Annotated in this window: 22 protein-coding genes; 5 read left to right on the top strand and 17 right to left on the bottom strand. The window is 34.3% G+C overall.

The features are described 5' to 3' along the window. The first annotated feature begins 191 nt into the window (after positions 1 to 191). Positions 192 to 1526, top strand: a complete 1335-nt coding sequence (locus Q0X52_RS05265; RefSeq protein ID WP_297575722.1) for an AAA family ATPase — start codon at positions 192 to 194, stop codon at positions 1524 to 1526. Here Q0X52_RS05265 and Q0X52_RS05260 read toward each other — a convergent pair whose 3' ends face one another. The 12 genes from Q0X52_RS05260 to Q0X52_RS05205 form a co-directional block, all read right to left on the bottom strand. After that, complete coding sequence (locus Q0X52_RS05260; RefSeq protein WP_269483032.1) at positions 1527 to 1847, bottom strand: chaperone NapD; 321 nt, start codon at positions 1845 to 1847, stop codon at positions 1527 to 1529. Beyond that, entirely contained in the window at positions 1844 to 2752 is a 909-nt protein-coding gene (locus Q0X52_RS05255) for a hypothetical protein (protein ID WP_297575719.1), read from the bottom strand. Before Q0X52_RS05255 ends, Q0X52_RS05260 begins: the two co-directional genes overlap by 4 nt. Then, a complete protein-coding gene (locus Q0X52_RS05250; protein WP_297575717.1) occupies positions 2749 to 3186 on the bottom strand; it encodes a 4Fe-4S binding protein in 438 nt (145 codons plus the stop codon). Before Q0X52_RS05250 ends, Q0X52_RS05255 begins: the two co-directional genes overlap by 4 nt. 12 nt (positions 3187 to 3198) lie before the next feature. Beyond that, positions 3199 to 3687, bottom strand: a complete 489-nt coding sequence (locus Q0X52_RS05245) for a nitrate reductase cytochrome c-type subunit (RefSeq protein WP_297575715.1) — start codon at positions 3685 to 3687, stop codon at positions 3199 to 3201. After that, entirely contained in the window at positions 3684 to 4466 is a 783-nt protein-coding gene (napH, locus tag Q0X52_RS05240; RefSeq protein ID WP_297575714.1) for a quinol dehydrogenase ferredoxin subunit NapH, read from the bottom strand. Before napH ends, Q0X52_RS05245 begins: the two co-directional genes overlap by 4 nt. Then, entirely contained in the window at positions 4466 to 5203 is a 738-nt protein-coding gene (gene napG, locus Q0X52_RS05235) for a ferredoxin-type protein NapG (protein WP_297575712.1), read from the bottom strand. The genes napH and napG overlap by 1 nt, the downstream gene beginning before the upstream one ends. Positions 5204 to 5207: 4 nt before the next feature. After that, on the bottom strand, positions 5208 to 7991 hold the full coding sequence (gene napA / locus Q0X52_RS05230) for a nitrate reductase catalytic subunit NapA (protein ID WP_297575710.1): 2784 nt from the start codon (positions 7989 to 7991) through the stop codon (positions 5208 to 5210). Between the two features lie 223 nt (positions 7992 to 8214). Beyond that, positions 8215 to 8475: a 30S ribosomal protein S18 gene (rpsR, locus tag Q0X52_RS05225; protein ID WP_297575708.1), complete on the bottom strand. Its 261-nt coding sequence runs from the start codon at positions 8473 to 8475 to the stop codon at positions 8215 to 8217. 10 nt (positions 8476 to 8485) lie between these two features. Next, positions 8486 to 8992, bottom strand: coding sequence for a single-stranded DNA-binding protein (gene ssb, locus Q0X52_RS05220; protein WP_297575706.1), 507 nt, complete (start codon positions 8990 to 8992; stop codon positions 8486 to 8488). A gap of 10 nt (positions 8993 to 9002) precedes the next feature. Continuing rightward, a complete protein-coding gene (rpsF, locus tag Q0X52_RS05215) occupies positions 9003 to 9425 on the bottom strand; it encodes a 30S ribosomal protein S6 (RefSeq protein WP_297575704.1) in 423 nt (140 codons plus the stop codon). A 90-nt stretch (positions 9426 to 9515) separates the two neighbouring features. Further along, positions 9516 to 10496, bottom strand: a complete 981-nt coding sequence (locus Q0X52_RS05210) for a DNA polymerase III subunit delta (protein ID WP_297575702.1) — start codon at positions 10494 to 10496, stop codon at positions 9516 to 9518. Beyond that, complete coding sequence (locus tag Q0X52_RS05205; RefSeq protein WP_297575700.1) at positions 10489 to 12417, bottom strand: ribonuclease R family protein; 1929 nt, start codon at positions 12415 to 12417, stop codon at positions 10489 to 10491. Before Q0X52_RS05205 ends, Q0X52_RS05210 begins: the two co-directional genes overlap by 8 nt. An 87-nt stretch (positions 12418 to 12504) precedes the next feature. Between Q0X52_RS05205 and ilvC the strand changes: the two genes are divergently transcribed. The 4 genes from ilvC to ruvX are packed head-to-tail and all read left to right on the top strand — an operon-like array spanning position 12505 to position 15728. Next, positions 12505 to 13527, top strand: a complete 1023-nt coding sequence (ilvC, locus tag Q0X52_RS05200) for a ketol-acid reductoisomerase (protein ID WP_297575698.1) — start codon at positions 12505 to 12507, stop codon at positions 13525 to 13527. Further along, positions 13527 to 14606 carry a divergent polysaccharide deacetylase family protein gene (locus Q0X52_RS05195; protein ID WP_297575696.1) on the top strand — a complete coding sequence of 360 codons (1080 nt, stop codon included), beginning with the start codon at positions 13527 to 13529 and terminating at the stop codon, positions 14604 to 14606. The genes ilvC and Q0X52_RS05195 overlap by 1 nt, the downstream gene beginning before the upstream one ends. After that, on the top strand, positions 14590 to 15351 hold the full coding sequence (locus Q0X52_RS05190; protein WP_297575694.1) for a DNA-processing protein DprA: 762 nt from the start codon (positions 14590 to 14592) through the stop codon (positions 15349 to 15351). Before Q0X52_RS05195 ends, Q0X52_RS05190 begins: the two co-directional genes overlap by 17 nt. Next, positions 15348 to 15728: a Holliday junction resolvase RuvX gene (ruvX, locus tag Q0X52_RS05185; protein WP_297575692.1), complete on the top strand. Its 381-nt coding sequence runs from the start codon at positions 15348 to 15350 to the stop codon at positions 15726 to 15728. Before Q0X52_RS05190 ends, ruvX begins: the two co-directional genes overlap by 4 nt. Here ruvX and Q0X52_RS05180 read toward each other — a convergent pair. The 5 genes from Q0X52_RS05180 to hemW are packed head-to-tail and all read right to left on the bottom strand — an operon-like array spanning position 15700 to position 19984. Further along, positions 15700 to 16752: a hypothetical protein gene (locus tag Q0X52_RS05180; RefSeq protein WP_297575690.1), complete on the bottom strand. Its 1053-nt coding sequence runs from the start codon at positions 16750 to 16752 to the stop codon at positions 15700 to 15702. The genes ruvX and Q0X52_RS05180 overlap by 29 nt on opposite strands. After that, on the bottom strand, positions 16752 to 17774 hold the full coding sequence (gene queA, locus Q0X52_RS05175; protein ID WP_297575688.1) for a tRNA preQ1(34) S-adenosylmethionine ribosyltransferase-isomerase QueA: 1023 nt from the start codon (positions 17772 to 17774) through the stop codon (positions 16752 to 16754). The genes Q0X52_RS05180 and queA overlap by 1 nt, the downstream gene beginning before the upstream one ends. Then, positions 17771 to 18490, bottom strand: coding sequence for a twin-arginine translocase subunit TatC (gene tatC, locus Q0X52_RS05170; RefSeq protein WP_297575686.1), 720 nt, complete (start codon positions 18488 to 18490; stop codon positions 17771 to 17773). The genes queA and tatC overlap by 4 nt, the downstream gene beginning before the upstream one ends. Next, the gene (gene tatB, locus Q0X52_RS05165) at positions 18483 to 18872 is read right to left on the bottom strand and encodes a Sec-independent protein translocase protein TatB (RefSeq protein WP_297575725.1); all 390 of its coding nucleotides are present in this window, start codon (positions 18870 to 18872) and stop codon (positions 18483 to 18485) included. Before tatB ends, tatC begins: the two co-directional genes overlap by 8 nt. Positions 18873 to 18928: 56 nt before the next feature. Next, positions 18929 to 19984 carry a radical SAM family heme chaperone HemW gene (gene hemW, locus Q0X52_RS05160; protein WP_297575684.1) on the bottom strand — a complete coding sequence of 352 codons (1056 nt, stop codon included), beginning with the start codon at positions 19982 to 19984 and terminating at the stop codon, positions 18929 to 18931. Positions 19985 to 20053 lie beyond the last annotated feature (69 nt).

Here is a 20053-nt window from a genome sequence, read left to right as displayed (position 1 = left end):
TAAAGCTAAAAACGCAAAACCAACCATACTCTTTTCTTCTAGCTCTGCCACTAAAAGTAGCAAATTTCCTAAAAGCACCCAGATAATACTCATCAAAGTAATCAAAAACTCCTAAATAAAAATAGTTTAGATTTTATCATATTCTTAGGAATAGATGATAATGTAGTGTAATTAAAAAAGATGGATAAAAAATGATAGATGAGTTAATAAATTTTTTAAAAACTGACAATATTTTTTTGACAGGCGGGGCTGGTGTTGGCAAAAGTTATGCTGTTTCAAAAGTAATAAAGCATTATAAAAATGAGAATTTAGGTGTTGTCTCTTTGGGGAGCACTGGAATTAGCGCTGTAAACATCGGTGGTCTTACACTTCATTCATTTTTTGGATTCGGGATTTGTAAAAACAAAAACGAGTTAAGCGAGTATGACAAAGGTTCAAAAGCTAAGGAAAGAATTAAAAATTTAAAAAATATTTTAGATAAAACAGAACTTATTATCATTGACGAGATTTCGATGGTTTCGGCTGATTTATTCGAGATGATTTACTTAAGGCTTATAAATTTAACTTACAAAGGTAGGGTTATGGTAGTTGGTGATTTTTATCAACTACCTCCAATTACAAAAGATCAAAATTTAGATCTTTTCCAAAGAAGTATCTATGCCTTTGGATCTTATTCATGGGAGATGATGAGATTTAAAAATATAGAATTAATCAAGCCAAAAAGAACTAAAAATTTAGAATTTTTTAAAGTTTTATCTAAGATAAGAGTTGGCAAGATTAGTATTGAGAATGCTAGATATTTATATGGTTTTACAGAGGTAAAATTTACTCCAAGTAGCGATGAAACAGTGCTTTTTGGAAGAAATAAAGAGGCAAATGAATTAAATGTCTTCATGCTTGAAAAAATAAACTCTCCACTTCTAAAACACATTGGTAAGACTATAATAAATGATAACTTAGTTCATAAAGATAGGATTGATAAATGGCTAAATAATCTAAATGTTGCAACTGTTTTCGAGTTTAAAATTGGTGCAAAGGTGATTTTTACTATCAATAAATATAAAAATATTCTTGATGATAGTGAGTTTTATAATGGTGAGCAAGGTGTTATAAAAGATGTTTTTTTAAATGATGGTGAAATTTCAGAAATTTTAGTAGAGAAAAGTAATGGCGAATTAGTCGAAGTAAAGCCAAATAACTATGATTTTGGAGAGTATATAAATGAAAATGATGAGCTTAAATACAATATAATAGCTAGTTTTTTTCAGTTTCCACTTCGACTTGCTTATGCCATAACTATCCACAAATCTCAAGGTATGAGTATCCAGCGGCTAACTTGTGATTTAACGCATATTTTTGCCGAAGGACAGCTTTATGTCGCACTTTCAAGAGCAATTGAGCCTAACAATTTAAAGATAGTTTACAAAAAAAGCGAGAATTTCAACTCATATTTAAACAGAGTTATCAAAAGTCATAAAGATGTTGATGAGTTTTATAAAAAAACTGACTTTTTAAAATACGAGTGATTACACTTTGATATTTCCACTGTATTTTATCACTCCAGCTTTTAACTCCTTATTTAAGACTTCATCTATAAAATTTTGTTTTAAAGAAACATCGCTATCTTCGTAGTTATATACCATATAAGCCTCTTTTACATTTTCTAAGCATTCAATTTCTTTAAATGTTTTTATCTGCTCATCAAAGCTTTCACACTCCAAAACAACGACTATTTGGCTGTTTTGATGAGCTATGACTTCACAATTTTTGATTTTATTTAAATTTTCTATGGCTAAATTTAAGCCATTTTTGTCTATTAAATTTACAACTAAACTTGAAATATTCACTCTATCCTCCAAATTTTAATATTTTTCTCATAAGCTGATGAAAAAATAAGATCTTTATAAAAAATAATTGCATTTAGTGTGCTTTGTTCTGTTTTTATAAAATCAACTCTATTAAAACTCTTATCCAATACCAATATATCACTATTTTCATCGCTCATAAAAGCTAAATATTTATCACTTAGCCCAACAGCATAGACCAAAAAATTGGCTTGAAAGCTTTTTAAATTTCCATCTTTATAAAAAACAGCATTTTTATCAGCCGAACCGCTTATAAACTCATCTTTACAATTCATATAAAGATCGTAAATATTATCTTTATGAGCTAAAATAGTATCCAAAACTCTATTTTCATCTAATGAAAATTTGTAAATTTCTCCACTTTCGCACCCAACTATCAAAATATCATCTAAAATTTCAATATCGCCAAGTGATGAAGTAGAAAATTTATACTCAAAAATCACCTCTTTTTTGTTTAGGTCGAAAAATGAAATTTCACTACTCAAACTTGCATAAACTATCAAATTTTCATTTATAAAAAGAGCTTTTTTAACACTTTCATTATCTAATTTTATTTTGTTTAGAGTTCCATTTTCATAGATATATATGGCTCTTTTATAATAATCATCCTCACTTAAAATCAAAATTTTATCATCAAATGCATCTGTGTTAAAAACTTTTGGCAATTTTGTCTCAAAATATGATGAAATTTGAGGTAAATTTATGGTTTTTATAGTCTGGTTTTGCTCCACATCATAGACTAAAACTTCGCCACTATCGGTTGAGATGTATAAATTTTTATCTTTTAAAAGCAAATTTGTAACAGGATAATCAGTTTTAATCTCACCTAAAAACTCTGCTGCAAAAATAGAGTTAAATAAAAGTAAAATAGTTATAAAAACTCTCAAAAAGCAACCCCTTTTAAACTAAGTGCTTCCTTAAAGCAGGCTCCCACGCACTCGCCACATCCAACGCAGTTTTCATTAATAGTTGGCTTAAAGACTCCAAAATATTCAATTGCCTTAAATTTGCAAACTTCATAGCAGTTATAGCACATCGTATCATTCCAAGCAAGGCAAGATGTTATCTCTATCTTTGCAACTGCATTTATTTTGGCGCTAAAGTCTAAATTTAGAGTGTTTTTTTGATTTTCTTGACAAGCAATTGCACATTTTTTACAAAAATCACATCCAAACTCATTTGGCTCAAAATAGACAAAATTCTCTTTAAGCTTAATTAGATTTTTATCGCATGAAGTAAGACAAGGTGCCTTGCATTCCAAACATTCAAATTTACCGCTAAAATAGGGCGGATAAATAGTCTTTTGAAATCTTTTTAGCACCTTTATGTCCTTTTACTCAACGCCTTGATTTAGCACATCAAGTAAGTTTGAGCCATGTTTTAAAACTTTGTCTCTAAAAACTGCTTCAAATTTATTATTTACCACGGTTTTTGCATTTGATTGTGGAACGTGACATTGAACGCAGTTATATCTAGTCATATCAAGCTCTCCGTGCAAATCCTTGCCAGTTCTTAAATCCACAAGATGAGATTTTGGTATGGCAGTTGAGCCGATATCTTTTGCAAACTCAGGCATATGGCAGGTTGTACACATATTAAGCTCTAATGTAATTGGCAAAAGTCCGTCTAGATCATGCGGTATAAGTGGCGGTGAGTTTTCAAAAGATCTATCAAATCTAGTTGAAGTTCCAGGCGCATCACTGCTGTAGGCAAAATCTTGCAAAACCAAACTCTCTTCACTCGTTAAACTAGCCTTTCTTAGGCCATCTTGTTGGCTAAAAGCAAAGACAACACAGATGAAAAATAGTATAATTTTTCTCATTTTTTATCCTTTTTTATAATACCGAAATTTAATGCATCATGCGTGCAAACATCCACGCAACGACCGCAGCTTATACAGCTACTACTAATAAAAAAATCTTTTTTTGAAATATCTTTTAAAATGCCATCTTCTGGGCAAACCTTAATGCAGTCCATGCATTTTGTGCAGTTTTTAAAACTATGTTTTACTCTTATTAGTGAGAATTTTGAAAGTAGTGCGTAAAATGCACCAAGTGGGCAAATTTTAGAGCAAATTCCTCTTTTTGCTACAAAAGTGTCAAAAACAAAAACCAAAAAAGCAACATTTAAAAAGGTCAAATTTAGATAGACTAATCCCCTTTGAATGACCCCTACAAAGCTTATATTTTCAAAAGCAGGTACGCTCAAAACAAAGCTAGCTATTAAACTCAAAGCCAAAAAATAGTATCTAAAATTTGCATTTAAATTTAAATAACTACCTCTAATTTTAAGCTTTTTTCTTACAAAGTAGGCAAAATCTGTTATGAGATTGACAGGGCAGACCCACGAACAAAAGAGCCTTGGAGCTATCAAACTATAAAATAAAGCAATGATTAAAGCGCCACTTATTGCAACAAATGAAACATTGAAAGTTGCTAGGTAAATTTGAAGCACTGCAAATGGATCACTTAGTGAAATCTTGCCAAATAAAACAGAGCTACTTAAATTTCCCTTTAAGATATTTAAAATTTCTAAATTTCCAAGCATAAATAGAGCTAAAATCAAAATTTGAACAACTCTTCTAAGATTGTTTATTTTCATTAAAACTCCTCACTATTTAGATAATCAAGCGCTTTTGTTTTATCAAGCTTTATCTTTGTGTTGGTATCTTTTAGCTTTTTATCGCCGTCTTTTTCCCAGCCAATTACATAGTTATCATTCATCTTGCCAAGCACAAACTCTCTTCTAACTACGCTAATAGCAGGTTTTTTGGTTATACAAACTTTCTCGCACATCCCACATCCCGTGCAAATATCGCCATCAACAACTGGAAGTAAAAAGGCATGTTTTGCCGTTCTATCATTTCTTTTATACTCCAAATACAAAGCCCTGTCTATAAGCGGACAGGCTCTATAACAGGCATCGCACTGAATTCCAAAGTAGGCAACACAACTTTTCATATCCACAACCGCAACGCCAGATCTCATCAAATTTACATCTAACAAATCATTTTTTTGCAAAGACTTTATATCAAGTGCAGATGTTGGGCAAATAGCAGCACAAGGGATATCTTCACACATATAACATGGAATTTTTCTTGGCGAATAATAGGGCGTTGAAATAGAGGTGTTGTCAAAAATAGTACTAAGCTTAAGTGTGTCGTATGGACAAGCCTTTACGCAAAGTCCACACTTTATACAACTTGCCACAAAACTTTTTTCATCTTTTGCACCAGGTGGTCTTAAAAAAAATTTAGCTTTCGTATTTTGAGGAATGCTCCATAAGACCCCACCGGCACTAAACAGGCAAGCTATTTTTAACACCTCTCTTCTTGTCATAAATCTACGCCTTATAAATTTTTACTGCACATTTTTTATAATCAGTTTCGTTTGATAAAGGGCAGGTCGCATCAAGACAAACTTTATTTATAAAGACATTTTCATCAAACCAAGGAACATAGACTAGTCCAACAGGTGGTTTATTTCGTCCTCTTAAATCAACTCTTGCCTTAACTTTTCCACGCCTACTTTCTATCCAGACGATATCATTTTGCATCAAATTTAGCTTTCCAGCATCTAGCTCGCTCATATAGCACATTGCTTCAGGAACTGCTTTGTAAAGCTCAGGAACTCTCATTGTCATCGTTCCGCTATGCCAATGCTCCAAAACTCTTCCAGTGCATAACCAAAATGGATATTCTTTATTTGGAATCTCAGGCGGATCCATATAAGGGCGGAAGAAAATTTTACCTTTGTTGTTGATATCAACCTTTTCATCATCTTTTGCCTTTGCTAAATCTCCAGCACTTAGTTTTGCGCCTTTGTTTCCATAAAATGCAAAATCACTTTGTGGCGCTTCTTTTTTAGCATAAGGATCATAAAGTGTATTAAATCTCCATTGAGTCTCTTTGCCATCAACAACTGGCCATCTTAGACCCCTAACTTTGTGGTATGTATCAAAATCAGCCAAATCATGTCCATGACCTAGTCCAAATTTGCGGTACTCTTCCCAAATTGCTTTTTGGACGAAAAAGCCATATCCTTTAAACTCTTTTCCATCGCTTCCAACTACATTTCTGCTATCGCCATTTACTTCTGAGTTGTCAAACTTGCCCATGATTTTGTCATCTTTGCTAAATTTTTTCCACTCATCATTTGCAAAAAGTATATCAAATAGTGTATCACTTTCTTTGTAGCCCATTTTTTTAGCCTCTTCTAAAACATTTGGAAGAGTGAGTTTTTCATCTATCTTTTTTTCGCCCCAAACATCTTTTAAGGTAAATCGTTTTGAAAACTCAAGCATTTGCCAAGTATCACTCATAGCATCGCCTACTGGAATAACTTGCTGGCGCCAATGTTGAGTTCTTCTTTCGGCATTGCCGTAAGAGCCCCATTTTTCATAAATCATTGCTGTTGGAAGTATCAGATCTGCTACTTTTGCTGAAATTCCAGGATAAACTTCACTTACTACGATAAAATTATCCATTTCTCTTGCTGCTTTTATCCAATGGTTTGCATTTGCAGTATTTTGCCAAGGGTTATTTACTTGAACCCAAGCAAATTTAATCTTGCCATCTTCTAAATCTCTCATAATTTTTACAAAATGTGAGCCATTTTTTGGATTAATAGTGCCATTTGGCAGTTTCCAAATTTTTTCAGTAATAGCTCTGTGTTTTGGATTGGCAACAACCATGTCAGCAGGAAGTCTGTGGCAAAATGTTCCAACCTCTCTTGCTGTTCCACAGGCACTTGGCTGACCTGTTAAAGAGAATGCTCCACTTCCAGGTTTTGCCTGTTTGCCAAGCAAAAAGTGCACCATATAGCTTTGTTCATTTACCCAAGTTCCTCTTGTGTGTTGGTTAAAGCCCATAGTCCAAAAGCTAACAACTTTTCTTTGTTTTTCTATGTATAGATCAGCTAGTGCTTGAAGTTTTGCTTTAAACTCCTGGGTATCTTCGTTTTCATCGCCTTTTGCAATTTTTGCAGTATATTCAAGAGTATATGGAGCAAGTGCTTTTTTAAACTCTTCAAAACTTATCGCCCAGTGCTTTCCAGCTGATTTTGTATTTTTCATCTCTAAAGTATCGCCTGATTTATATCCAAGATAGGCTAAACTCTCACCCTCAAAGTCGCTTACAACCTTGCTTTTTTGTTTAGCGGCGGTATCAAGCTCACTTTTTTTGTATTTTGGGTGATTTATATCTTCTCTTAAGCCATAACCAATATCTACAGGTCCTGTTGCAAACGCACAGTGATTTTTAACAAAATCCATATCTATCAAATCAGGATGATTATAAACAAGCTCTCTTGCGATGTAGTTCCAAATGGCAAGATCAGTTGAAGGTCTAAAAATAATCTCAATATCTGCTAAATTTGAAGTTCTAGTTGAATAGGTGCTTAAATTTACAACTTTGACATTTTCTGGATCGCTTAACTTTCTATCGCTTACTCTTGCCCACAAAATTGGGTGCATTTCAGCCATATTTGCGCCCCAGCAAACAATAGTATCAGTTAGCTCGATATCATCAAAACAGCCTGATGGTTCATCAATTCCAAAAGTTTGCATAAAGCCAACAACAGCACTTGCCATACAGTGTCTTGCGTTTGGATCGAGGTTGTTACTTCTAAATCCACCTTTTATAAGTTTTGAAGCAACGTATCCCTCTTGGATTGTGTATTGACCACTTCCAAAAACACCAATTCCTGTAGGTCCAAGCTCATTATATGTTTTTTTAAACTGCTTTTCCATCTCATCAAAGGCTCTTTGCCAACTAACAGGGGCAAATTTACCTTTTTTATCAAACTCACCTTTTTCATTCATTCTTAAAAGTGGTTTTGTCAAGCGGTCTTCGCCATACATAATTTTAGCGTTAAAATAACCTTTTATGCAGTTTAAGCCTCTATTTACTGGAGCTTTAGGATCACCTTTTACAGCTACTATTTTTCCATCTTTTGTAGCTACCATGATCCCACATCCAGTTCCACAAAATCTACAAACTGCCTTATCCCATCTCCATGATTTTTCAGCTTCGTTTGATTTAGCTGATAAAGAAGATGGAACACTTATGCCAATAGCAGAACAGGCTGAGGCTGCTGCAGCACTTTTGATAAAATCTCTTCTATTCATTGATTAATCCTCCTTGCATTCAATCAACAGCTTTTATTCTAGCTAAAATATCTGTGATTTTATTTGATATGGAGTAAATGTTTTCTTTTTTATTTGTATATTTTTTTATATATATAATAAGCTTTTGACTATTTTTAAATTTGGAGTTTGGTTAAACTTGAAGTTGGCTGGAATTTTGTCTGTGTAAATTTAGGTGTGAAATTTAGCCCAAAGTGGGCTAAATTTATAGTATTTCAAATGGATTTTGAACTACATCATCTCTATCGACGATATAAGGTATAAGAGCTGCTTGTCTTGCTCTTTTGATGGCTTTTTCAACCATCTCTTGATATTTTTTGCTAGTGCCAGTTAGGCGTCTAGGCATTATTTTAAATCTCTCTGAGAGACAATATCTCAACATTGATGTATCTTTATAATCGATAAACTCTATCTTAGCTTCTGTATATCTGCAATATCTTCTTGCATATCTTCTTTTTTCTGACATTTATATTCCTTTAAAATGGTATTTCATCGCCATTAAAATCATCAACATCTATCTCATCTATCTTTTCTGAGTCATCATATCTTTGCATGTTGTCTTTTTTTGAAGTTTTTGGCGCTTTGGTTGGTTGTGAGGTGTAGTTTGAGCTATAGTCACTTTGATAGCCGCTGTTTTGATAGCCACTATTTTGTGAATTGCCACCTCCAAGCATTTGCATACTTTCAACAACTACTACATGTTTGCTTCTGTTGGTGCCAGATGCTTTATCTTGCCACTGCTGTAACTGAAGTCTTCCCTCTATGAGAACTTGTCTTCCTTTGCCAAGATATTGGTTGGCAATTTCAGCAGTTCGTCCAAAAAATGTTATATCAATAAAGCATGTTTCCTCTCTTTTTTCGCTACCAACACTAAATTTTCTAGTTACTGCTATCGCGCTATTTCCTATAGCACTACCGCTACTTGCGTATCTTAGCTCTATATCTCTTGTGAGATTTCCAAGTAAAATTACTTTATTGAACATATTTTGTCCTTTACTCTTCTATATCTTCTCTGTCTTCTTTTTGTTCTTCTTCTTTTGATTCTCTTCTTGGTTCTCTGCGTGGTGCTCTTTTTATGCTATCTAGCTTTATACCTTTGCTAAGCTTTTCCCACGCCGCAACCTCTGCTTTGTTTTCATACTTAACAGTCAAAAATCTAATAAAGTCTTCGTTGTTTCTTAAGTTTCTTTGAATCTCTTCTATAATTGCAGGTGGAGCCTTGAAGTAGATAACAAAGTAGGTTCCTCTTTCATACTTTTTGATCTCATAGGCAAGTTTTCTAGTCCCCATCTCGATAACTGAGGCTACTTCGCCGCCATTTTTTGCAATTATATCTTTTGCAAACTCAACTCTTTGTTTTGCTTCATCTTCAGTCAATGTTGGCTTTAGGATGAATAAAACTTCGTAATTTTTCATCTTTTCTCCTTGTGGTTTATAGCCTACTTTCGCAAAAGCAGGCAAGGTATTTTTGTATTTACAAAGGGGATATTTTAACTAAATAAAACTTTACTTATACTTAGAGATGATATATTGTAGTCTTAGAAGTTGTGATAAAAGATAGAGCGGTTTGTCTAATTTGGAGTTTGTCTTAAGAGCTAACTCACTCTCATTTAGATGAGTAAAAATCTCAAAGTAGCCCTTTTCGTTAAATTTCAGAGCAGTTCTTTTTAGCTCATTTGCTACATTTACAGGCGGATTGTAGCCAAGTATTGCAACTAGGTCAAATTTGGCATTTATCTTTATGTAGCTGTAAATTTTAAAAATCCTAAAAAATGAGCTATAGAGATAGTTAAGCAGCGCAACTTCGTTGTATGAACCACTTTGCAGCAACAAAAAAAAGTCCTCTCTAAAGTCTTTTAACTCAATAATTTTTTGAAAAATCTCCTCAAAACTTACATTGCTTAGTCCAAAGACAAGGTTTTTTACATTTTCTAAACTTACCTCAACTCCCAAAGTCCTAAATTTGGCAAGTTCATTGGCGCATAACAAAAGATTTTCATTGTGAATTTTATAAATTTGAAGCAGGGCGGCGCTATTGAAATTTAACTCCAATTTTTTTGCATAAAGTATGAGTAAATTTAGCGCCTCATTTTGGTTGTTTGGCTTAAAAAATCTAACAAAATTTTGCTCAAAAGCACGAACAAAGTCTGGCGCCACTCTTATCCCCTCATCAAAAAGCTCAAATATAAGATAGGAGTCTTGCACCTTTTTACACTGCTCTATCAGAGCTTTTATCTCTTTTGATGGCAGTGTTTTGTCGCTTTTTATGTAGAGTGTGCCGCCACTTCCAAAGAGTGATGGGCTTAAAAACTCCAAAGCGCTATTAAACTCATACTCACCATAATAAAGTCTAAGGCACTCCTTGCCCAACATCTTGATAAGCTGCTCGCCAAAAAACTCATTTTGAAACTGGCAAGCACCACGAAGTAGGATAAATTTAGGAATGCTTTTCTTTGATATGAGTTGTTCTAAATCTCTTCTATACATCTAATCTCTTTACCACTCGTGCATAAATTTTGGTGGCTGCAATATCTACATCTACTATGCAGACTAAAACTTTTTCTAAAAGTTCGCCCTCATAGTTGGTTATAAAAATTGTAGCCCCTTTTATCTCATCATCTAGCTTTGCGATGGTTAAGTTTTGGTTACTATCTATATAGCATCTGAAATTTTTACCAATATTTTTAGCCGCCCATCTTGCAAATTTTCTATCCATAAAGTCAAATGCGACCTTATCAGCCTCTCTTTCAAGTTCATTTAATAAGTTGCAGCTCTCTTCTATATTGAGAAGCAGATAGTCAAAAAGTTTTTCATCGTTGTTTAGTTTAGCCTTTAAAAGACGATGAAGATGTAGGTCACTATAGCGGCGAATTGGGCTTGTAAAGTGACTATAAAGATCAAATCCAAGTCCAAAATGCCCTCTGTTTTCTCCGCCATAGCCAGCCTTTTTTTGTGACTTGATGATGAGTTTATCAACCTCTTCTCGTATGCCTAGACTATCTGCCTTTGCCTGGATGGATTTTACAAGTTTGCAAAGGTCATAGTTAAATTTCACATCAATTCCAAAGCCTCTAAGGTCATTAAGTAGGAGCTCAAATTTCTTAAAGTCCGCTTTCTCGTGGTTTCTAAAGATACCGCGCGGCGCTACAATCTTGGCTGCTGCTTTGTTGGCTAGTAGCATTGACTCTTCTATTAGGCTGTGAGATGGCGAAGAGGTTTCAAATCTAGTTGATTTTAAAGAGCCATCTTCGTTTAGCTCCATTCTAAGCTCTTTGCTTTTAAAGTCAAAGCCCTTTTTAAGGCGCTCTTTTTTTATCTCTTGAGTAAGAGTAAAGAGAGTTTTTAGCCATTTTGGCTGGTTTTTATTGGTTTCTTTGCCATCTAAAAACTCATCTACTTCATTATAATTTAACCTAGCTTTGGAGTTTATGATGGCACTTATCGGCTCTTCTTTTGTGACATTGCTCTTTTCATCAAAACTTATCTTAAAACAAAAGGCAAGTCTATCTTCGTTTGGCTTTAGGGAGCAGAGGTTTTGGCTAAGAATTGGCGGCAACATCGGAATGCTTTTATGTGGCAAATAGATAGAAAATCCTCTAAATTTAGCCTCTTTATCTATCGCGCTATAGGCGGTTACATATTCGCTAACATCGGCTATTGCGACATATAAAATCCTATTTTTTATATCATAATATATTGCATCATCAAAATCTTTTGCATCTACTGGATCAATGGTGCAAAAATCAAGCGCTCTAAGATCAACTCTCTCTTTATAAAAGTTAGTATCAACACTATCTTTGTATGCATCTGCCTCTTGTTCGCACTCATGTGGGAAACTTTCATGTTTATTGTAAAGTCCAAGTGAGATCTTTTCATCAACATTTTCATCAAACAAAGAGCCGATAACTTCGATAATCTCATTGCTAAAATTGTCTATTTTAAGAAGTGTCATCTCATCTAGCATTTTTAGGGATTTTAAAGAGGCTTTTAAATTTCTTGCAAGAGCTGTTTTTATGTTGATACCAACTATCTCTTTGCCAACTTTTTTTGTATAGACAATGCTAGTTGCAAAGGCCGGTTTTAAAAGCATAGCTATCTTTGCGCAGACTCTACCTCTTTTTTTTGTAAGAGTTTTTATAAGGACAATATCGCCTAAATTTATCTCATTTAGATATTTTTTCTCGACCAAAATATCTTCTTGAAATTTATCGCCAAAGACTCTTACATAGCCATTTCCTGTTTTGCTAATGTCTATTCTTCCACAATAAAAACCATCCTTTAGATAATAAACTCCCTTATAAAGAGTAGTTGCTCCAACTAACTCCATATTTCTAAGTAGCTCTTTTTCTCTTTGGTTTGTCTCATTTTTGGCAACTCCATTTGCCAATGCTATGAAAAAATCTCTCAAATATCATCCTTAAAATATCAAAACACTTCAGAACTTTAAAAGTCGGTTTGTTGTATAATAACCAAATTTTTTTTAAAGGATTGTTATATGGCTATAAAAGTCTATTATGATAAAGATTGCGATTTGGGGCTTATTAGATCTAAAAAAGTTGCGATGATAGGTTTTGGTTCTCAAGGTCACGCTCATGCGCTAAATTTGAGAGATAGTGGTGTTGAGGTTATTGTTGGACTAAAAGAGGGTGGCAAGAGCTGGAAAAAGGCAAAAGATCAAAACTTCAAGGTTACAACAGTTGCCCAAGCTACAAAAGAGGCCGATCTTATTATGATTTTAACTCCAGATGAGCTTCAAGCTGAGATTTTTAAAAATGAGATTGAGCCAAATTTAAAAGAGGGAAAAGCTATCGCCTTTGGACATGGATTTAATATACATTATGGACAGATTATTACTCCAAAGGGTGTTGATTGTATCATGATAGCGCCAAAAGCACCTGGTCATACTGTAAGAAGTGAGTTTGTAAAGGGCGGTGGAATTCCTGATTTGATAGCTGTAGAACAAGATGCAAGTGGAATAGCAAAAGAGCTTGCACTTAGCTATGCAAGTGCGATAGGTGGCGGAAGAACAGCTATTATTGAGACTACTTTTAAGGCTGAAACTGAGACCGATCTTTTTGGCGAGCAGGCAGTTTTATGTGGCGGACTTTGCGCGCTTATAAATGCTGGATTCCAGACCTTGGTTGAGGCGGGATATGAGCCTGAGATGGCATATTTTGAGTGTTTGCATGAGATGAAGCTTATAGTAGATCTCATCTATCAAGGTGGAATGGCAGATATGAGATACTCCATCTCAAACACAGCAGAATATGGCGACTATGTAAGTGGCGGCAAGGTTATAAATGATAGTAGCAAAAAGGCAATGAAAGAGATTTTAGCTCGCATTCAAGACGGCAGTTTTGCAAAAGATTTTATCCTTGAAAAACAAGCTGGTTATGTCAAAATGAAGGCACAAAGAAAGATGGATGAGGTAAGTTTACTAAATAAAACTGGAGAGAAACTTAGGGCTATGATGCCATGGATAAAAGAGGGAAAACTTGTAGATAAAGACAAAAATTAATGGCAAAAAAAAGAGGCAAGAGAGGGCGAAAAACTCGTCCTCTTATCTTAAATTTATCACTTATTTTTTTAACACTTTTTTTGGTTTCTGGCGCAACCTATCTATCGCTTGAGCATTTCAACAAAAAAGAGAGCAAAGTTGCATTAGTTAGCAAAACAGAGCCAACTTTTAAAAAGCAAGAGTTTTTAGCCAAGGAGCAGGTAGCCAAAAAAGAGAAGATAGAAAAAGTTGTTGTGCCAAAAGAGGAGCCAACTTATCAAAGTCCAAAAATAGAGCCAGTTGCAGATGAAAAGCCAAAGGAAAAAGAGCTAGCAACCAATCCCACAAAAGAAGAAAATGCAACATTCGAGTCAAAAGAAGCGACAGATTTAAATTTAACATCGACAAAAAACAAAACTTTTGAACCAAATGCAACACTACCAAAAAAAGGCAAGCTTGCAATCATCATAGATGATGTGATGAATGAGAGGCAAGTTAAGCTCGTTAAAGCTAGTGGCATTTTGGCTACACTTTCGTTTTTTCCACCTACAAACAGCTATCCAAACACACCAAAACTAGCCAAACAAGAGCCATTTTATATGATACATTTACCACTTGAGGCGATGGATTATAATCATCAAGAGCCGGGTGTTTTAAATGTTGGCGACTCTTTAGAAAAGATAGACAAAACAGTTGCAAAGATAAGAGCCAACTTTCCAGCTGCCAAATTTATAAACAACCATACAGGAAGTAAATTTACAAAAGATAGAGCCTCTATGCAAAAGCTACTTGCCACTTTACAAAAATATAACTTTAGCTTCATCGACTCTAGAACAATTATGCCAAATGCAGTAAAAAGTGAGTCCAAAAGGCTCTCTATGTCCTATATCTATAGAGATATTTTTTTAGATCATACGATGAAAAAAAGTGCCATAGAAAAAAAGGTAAAAGAGGCTATAGAGTTGGCCAAAAAAAGAGGTTATGCCATAGCCATCGGACATCCAAAGAGCTTGACTTTGGAAGTTTTAAAAAACAGCAAGCCACTTTTTGAAGAGATAGAGTTAGTCTATGTAGGAGAGCTTTATGAATTTTATAAGTGAGATAGAGGAGTTAAAAAAGCTAAAAAATCCTCCTAAAAAGCTCTATTATAAAGGCAATTTAAAGCTTTTAAAAAGCCCAAAGATAGCTATCGTTGGCTCAAGAAAGATGACTGTCTATACCAAAAACTTGGTCTTTTCTTTGGCTTCAAAACTCAAAAACGCAGGAGTTGTTGTAGTAAGTGGCGGAGCTCTTGGGGTTGATATAGTAGCTCACGAGGGCGCCTATCCAAATACTATCGGAGTTTTTGCAAATGGGCTTAATATCTACTATCCACAAACAAACAGACAGATGATAGAAAAAATCTACCAAAACTCACTTGCACTAAGTGCTTATGATCCAGATGAAGTGGCTAGAAAATACTATTTTTTGGAGAGAAACAAAATAGTTGTAGCGCTATCTAGCGCTTTAGTGGTAGCCCAAGCTGCTCTTGATAGTGGCTCTATGAGAAGTGCAAAATATGCTCTTGAGCTTGGAATTCCCATCTATGTGCTGCCTCAAAAGATGTTTGAAAGTGATGGCACTAACTATCTTTTAGCAAACAACAAAGCAAGGCTTATCTACAATATTGATGAGTTTATAAAAGAGCTAGGCTTTAATAAAAAGTCAATAAGTGACCCACTTCTTGCCGATATCGAGAAAAATGGCGATTTTGACACACTTTATGAAAAGTTTGGCGAGAAGCTTTTTTGGTATGAGTTAGAGGGAAAGATTGCTATTGATGGCAATAGGGTGATAGTTCTTTGATAGTTGCTATTGATGTTGGACTAAGGCGCATCGGTGTTGCTTTTGGATATAACAACTCCATAGCAATCCCAGCAGATCCAATCATTAGAGACAATAGAAAAAATGCAGCTATGAAACTTTCAAAACTCCTAAAAGAAAATGGCGCCACAAAACTCATAGTTGGCATTCCAAAGGGCGGAAGTAGCGAAGATGAGATGAAGCGACGTATTGAGCATTTTGTCTCTTTAATAGACTTTAATGGTGATATTGTCTATGTTGATGAGAGTTTTTCAACCTTTGAGGCGCAAAATTTAGCCACTTTTAGTAGTAAGAAAAAAGATGGCAAAAGAGATAGTCTTGCTGCTATGATCATACTGCAAAGATACTTTGGTCTTTAGAGCCCTTTTTTATGGTCGTTAAAAGTAGCAAAATATCCTCATAAAAAATTGAGCCATTTATCTCATAATATTTGATGTTTAGTAGTGGAATTTTGTCGTTGGAATTTTTGCAAATTACTACAAAAACAATCTCTTTTTCATTGTGATAGCTATTTAAAAAGTCCACAACCTCGCTGCTGCTTAGAGTTTTGGCATCCAAAAAGATGATATCTGGGCTATAGTATGGGTTTAGTATATGCTCTTTGGTGCTTTCCCAATCATTTTTTGGCAGCAACTCAACTTCAAAAAATTTAAGCATTCCCTCTAAAAAATCTTTATAAATACTATTTTGCAAGCAAACTATCGCCCTTATCTCTTTAAATTTATATAGCTTTAATGTTTTGTTTTCGCCCTTAAGTGAGCTTAAAAAACTTATATTTATCTTGAGATTATCCTTTTCAAAGAGTGGAGTTATTGTTAAATTTAGGCTATTTACAAGTTTTTGTAGCTTCAAAAATAGCTCATCGCTCAACGTTTTGTTCTCTAAAAAATATCTTAAATTTAAAAGCTCCTCTCTTTTCATAGTGGCGCTGTTAAACTCTATCTCGATATTTACCATATTGCGCTCTTCAACAACAACTCGTTTGAAAAATGAGATTTTGACAGTTTCATTGTAGATATTGTTATCGATATAGTTAAACAAAATAGAGCAAAACTCAACCAAAGAGCGCCTATAAAAGTCTCCATACTCACCAAAATAAGTTGGCAGATAGATAAAAAAGCTGTTATTGTTGCTAGAGTAGTAAAGCTGCTGATCTATAAATTTGAGCTCTTTTTTTATGTTGAAAAAGGGCTTGTATTTTCTATCTAACTCTTTTATCTCTCTGTGCGGCTCACTTTTTTCTTCGCTCTCTTGAAGAGTGCTTTGAGACGGCAACTCTTTTGGTAGAAATTTTTTAAAGATAAAGCCCATAAAAAAGACAAAGAGCAATAAAAGCGGTATAAATGCTAGTAAAAAGCCTTTATAAAAGTTTAGATAATCCATCAAAGCACCAACATAGCATCGCCATAAGAGTAAAATCTATATCGATTTTCTATGGCAACTCTGTAGATCTCTTTTACCTCTTGAAGCCCCACAAATGAGCTAACTAACATAATAAGAGTTGATTTTGGTAGATGAAAATTTGTAAGAAGGTAGTTTAGTCTTTTTGGCCTGTTGTATAAATTTAAAAAGAGATTGCACTCGCCACTCTCTCTTTTGCTTCTTGCAAATTCTTCAACAACTCTAGTAACTGTAGTCCCAACTCCAAGTATTGGCTCGTCGCTAGAAAGAAGCTTGGCGCTTTCTTTTGGAATATTGAACCACTCGCTATGCATTTTATGTTCTTTTATATTCTCAACTTCGACCGGCTTAAATGTCCCAGCTCCTACATGAAGCGTGATGTAGTAGAGTTTGTGCTTGAGTGAGAGTTTTTCTAAAAGCTCTTTTGAGAAGTGAAGTGAGGCGGTTGGTGCGGCAACTGCACCGATATTTTTAGCAAAACTACTTTGATACCATATCTCATCATCTTTTTCATCTTGCCTTTTGATGTAGGGCGGAAGTGGCATATGACCAATTTTTTCAAGTAAATTAAATAGCTCAAATTTATTTAAAAAAAGGTTGTCTTTGCTAAATTTCACCACCCTTAATCCATCATCCAAGAGCGATAAAACTACTGCTTTTAACCCTTCATTGAAATTTAAAATATCGCCATTTTTTACTCTTCCCTTTATAAAGACACTAAATTTATCATCATCTAAAAAGGAGTTTAAAAGTAGCTCAATCTTTCCGCCGCTCTGTTTTTGTCCATAAATCCTAGCTTTTATCACCTTTGTATCGTTAAAGACAATGCTGCATTTTGGCAAGATATCTATCAAATCTCTAAATTTATAGTGAGATATTTTGGCTGTTTTTCTCTCATAAACTAGAAGTTTTGCCTCTTCTTTGGGGATTATTGGAGATGAGGCGATAAGCTCTTTTGGAAGTTCGTAGTCGTAACTTGAAAGTTCTTCTATATTATCTATCATTCTTTTGCTGCCGGATTGATTGCTCTTGCTATGAGTATGGAAATTCCATAAAGTATAACTAAAGGAATAGCCAATAAAAACTGACTAAGGATATCTGGTGGCGTCATAATTGCTGCAAAAACAAAGATAGCAACAACAGCATAAGCAAAAGAGTCGCTCAATGTCCTGTCTGTAACTAAGCCGATTTTTGCTAGAAAAAATGTCACAACTGGAAGCTCAAAACTAAGCCCAAAAGCTACGATAAATTTGGCAAAAAAGCCCACATATTCGCTAATCTTTGGCATAGCAACAAAAAGTGAGCTACCGAAATTTAAAAGAAAGTGATAAGCCATTGGAATTACTATGTAGTAACAAAATGAAGCACCTATCAAAAACATAACCGTTGCACTAAAGACAAATGGCATAACATATCTTTTCTCATTGTCATAAAGACCGGGTGCCACAAATAGCCACGCTTGCCAAAAAATAACCGGCATAGAGAAGATAAATCCCGCAAAAAAAGCGACCTTCATAGAGGTAAAAAAGGCTTCTGCAACATGAGTTGTGATGATAGCATTGCCCTGTTTTGGAAGTGCATCTTTTAGTGGTGCTGTCATAAACTGAAGTATCTCCTCCCAAAATCCAAAGCAGATAGCAAAAAATAGCACAAGCACAAAAGCACAAATTATAAGTCTTTTTCTAAGTTCTACTAGGTGCGGTTTTAGCTCTTCAAACATTGCTATCCTCTTTTTGCTCTTTTATTTTGTTGTCTTGAGTTAAATTTGGCTCTTCATCGCTCTTTTTTGCAATGCTAGTTATGTTTTGTTCTATCTCTTCTTTGCTCTCATTTATCTTTTTTTTGATCTCATCAAGCTCTTCAAAAGTTAGTTTTTTGCGTAAATTTTCATTAGTTTGTGCCAATTTTTCTTTGTATTTTTTAGCATCTTCTTTGAGCTCTGCAATTTTCATTTCCTGCTCAATCCCAGACCTTGCATCATCAATCGTTTTTTTGAAAGCTTTTATAAATTTAGCAATCTCATACATTGCTTTTGGTAGTTTGTCAGGACCTAATACTATTATTGTGACAACTGCAATGATAAGCATCTCAGAAAAACTTATTCCAAACATCTACTTTCCTAAAATATTGATAAGTGAGTATTCTACACTAAATTTCTTTAATTTTGGCTTGTTAAAAAAAGCACTATCTCATCGCTAAGCAAAAAGTTATTGTTGTAAAAACGCTCTTCATCTTCTCTTAAAAGCCCCTCTTTTGTAAGGATTTTTGCTCTCTCTTGCTCTTTTTTAGTAATTTTTGCCTTTTTTATGCCTAAAATCGATCTAAGTCCTAAAAAAATATGCTCTAATCTCAAATCGCCAACTGTTAAGTTCTCTATCTCTTTTTGAAGTGGATTTGCTATATAATCTTTTAAATTTGATGAGGCATATACTCTTTTATCATCGATAAATCCAACACTATAAGCGCCAAATCCATAGTAGTTTTTCTGTCCCCAATAGGCAAGATTGTGCCTACAAACTTGACCAAAATTTGAGATCTCATACTGTTTAAATTTCAATCTCTCTATCGACTCAATCATAAATTGGCTAACTCCAGCACTCTCTTTTTGATAGCTCTTTTTGCCAAAAAAAGGGGTGTTTGGCTCTAACATTAGAGTGTAGGCACTTATGCTAGAGATGGGAAGTTGCCCTACAATATAGAGTTCAGATAGAAGAGTTTTTTTGCTATCTAGTTTTGTTGCATAGATGAGATCTATATTTATCTTCTCTATCTTTGCCATAGAGGCTAAATTTATCGCCTCTATCGCCTCATCTTTGCTATGAGTTCTGCCAAGAAATTTAAGCTTTTCATCTCTAAAACTTTGCACGCCAAAGCTTATCCTGTTTATACCTAGACTTTTTAATTTTTTTAGATAGTCCAAATTTATGCTGTTTGGGTTGGATTCGATGGTGAGTTCACACTCGTTTTCTAAAAAAGGCTCAACTATTTTAAAGAGTTTTTCATAGTAAAAGCTATCTACTGAAGTTGGAGTTCCGCCACCTATAAAAAGCGTCTCTATCATTTCTTTGTTTGCGCTAAAGTAGTTTTTCATCTCTTTGTAAAGTGCATCAAAATAGCTTTTGTGAAGAGCCTCTTTTTTGATGTGAGAGCCAAAGGCACAATATGGACACTTGCTTTTACAAAATGGAATGTGTATGTAGATATGTTTTGTCATTTTGGCTCCTAAAAAGTTATTTTAAACATCTTTTTGCTAATATTTTATAAAAATAACAAAGGTTTTAAT

This window comes from uncultured Campylobacter sp. (genome assembly GCF_947255105.1).
In the GTDB taxonomy this organism is placed as follows: domain Bacteria; phylum Campylobacterota; class Campylobacteria; order Campylobacterales; family Campylobacteraceae; genus Campylobacter_B.
Note: the sequence above shows the minus strand (reverse complement) of the source record. Positions and strands in the feature narration are given on the sequence as shown.

Coding starts and splice junctions, on each gene's coding strand:
- rpsR (WP_297575708.1), bottom strand. CDS start 8,475: ATGTCAGAAAAAAGAAGATATGCAAGAAGATATTGCAGATATACAGAA.
- hemW (WP_297575684.1), bottom strand. CDS start 19,984: ATGACAAAACATATCTACATACACATTCCATTTTGTAAAAGCAAGTGT.
- Q0X52_RS05180 (WP_297575690.1), bottom strand. CDS start 16,752: ATGGATTATCTAAACTTTTATAAAGGCTTTTTACTAGCATTTATACCG.
- napA (WP_297575710.1), bottom strand. CDS start 7,991: ATGAATAGAAGAGATTTTATCAAAAGTGCTGCAGCAGCCTCAGCCTGT.
- Q0X52_RS05190 (WP_297575694.1), top strand. CDS start 14,590: ATGAATTTTATAAGTGAGATAGAGGAGTTAAAAAAGCTAAAAAATCCT.
- Q0X52_RS05195 (WP_297575696.1), top strand. CDS start 13,527: ATGGCAAAAAAAAGAGGCAAGAGAGGGCGAAAAACTCGTCCTCTTATC.
- ssb (WP_297575706.1), bottom strand. CDS start 8,992: ATGTTCAATAAAGTAATTTTACTTGGAAATCTCACAAGAGATATAGAG.
- rpsF (WP_297575704.1), bottom strand. CDS start 9,425: ATGAAAAATTACGAAGTTTTATTCATCCTAAAGCCAACATTGACTGAA.
- queA (WP_297575688.1), bottom strand. CDS start 17,774: ATGATAGATAATATAGAAGAACTTTCAAGTTACGACTACGAACTTCCA.
- tatC (WP_297575686.1), bottom strand. CDS start 18,490: ATGTTTGAAGAGCTAAAACCGCACCTAGTAGAACTTAGAAAAAGACTT.
- Q0X52_RS05245 (WP_297575715.1), bottom strand. CDS start 3,687: ATGAGAAAAATTATACTATTTTTCATCTGTGTTGTCTTTGCTTTTAGC.
- ilvC (WP_297575698.1), top strand. CDS start 12,505: ATGGCTATAAAAGTCTATTATGATAAAGATTGCGATTTGGGGCTTATT.
- Q0X52_RS05210 (WP_297575702.1), bottom strand. CDS start 10,496: ATGTATAGAAGAGATTTAGAACAACTCATATCAAAGAAAAGCATTCCT.
- napG (WP_297575712.1), bottom strand. CDS start 5,203: ATGACAAGAAGAGAGGTGTTAAAAATAGCTTGCCTGTTTAGTGCCGGT.
- napH (WP_297575714.1), bottom strand. CDS start 4,466: ATGAAAATAAACAATCTTAGAAGAGTTGTTCAAATTTTGATTTTAGCT.
- Q0X52_RS05265 (WP_297575722.1), top strand. CDS start 192: ATGATAGATGAGTTAATAAATTTTTTAAAAACTGACAATATTTTTTTG.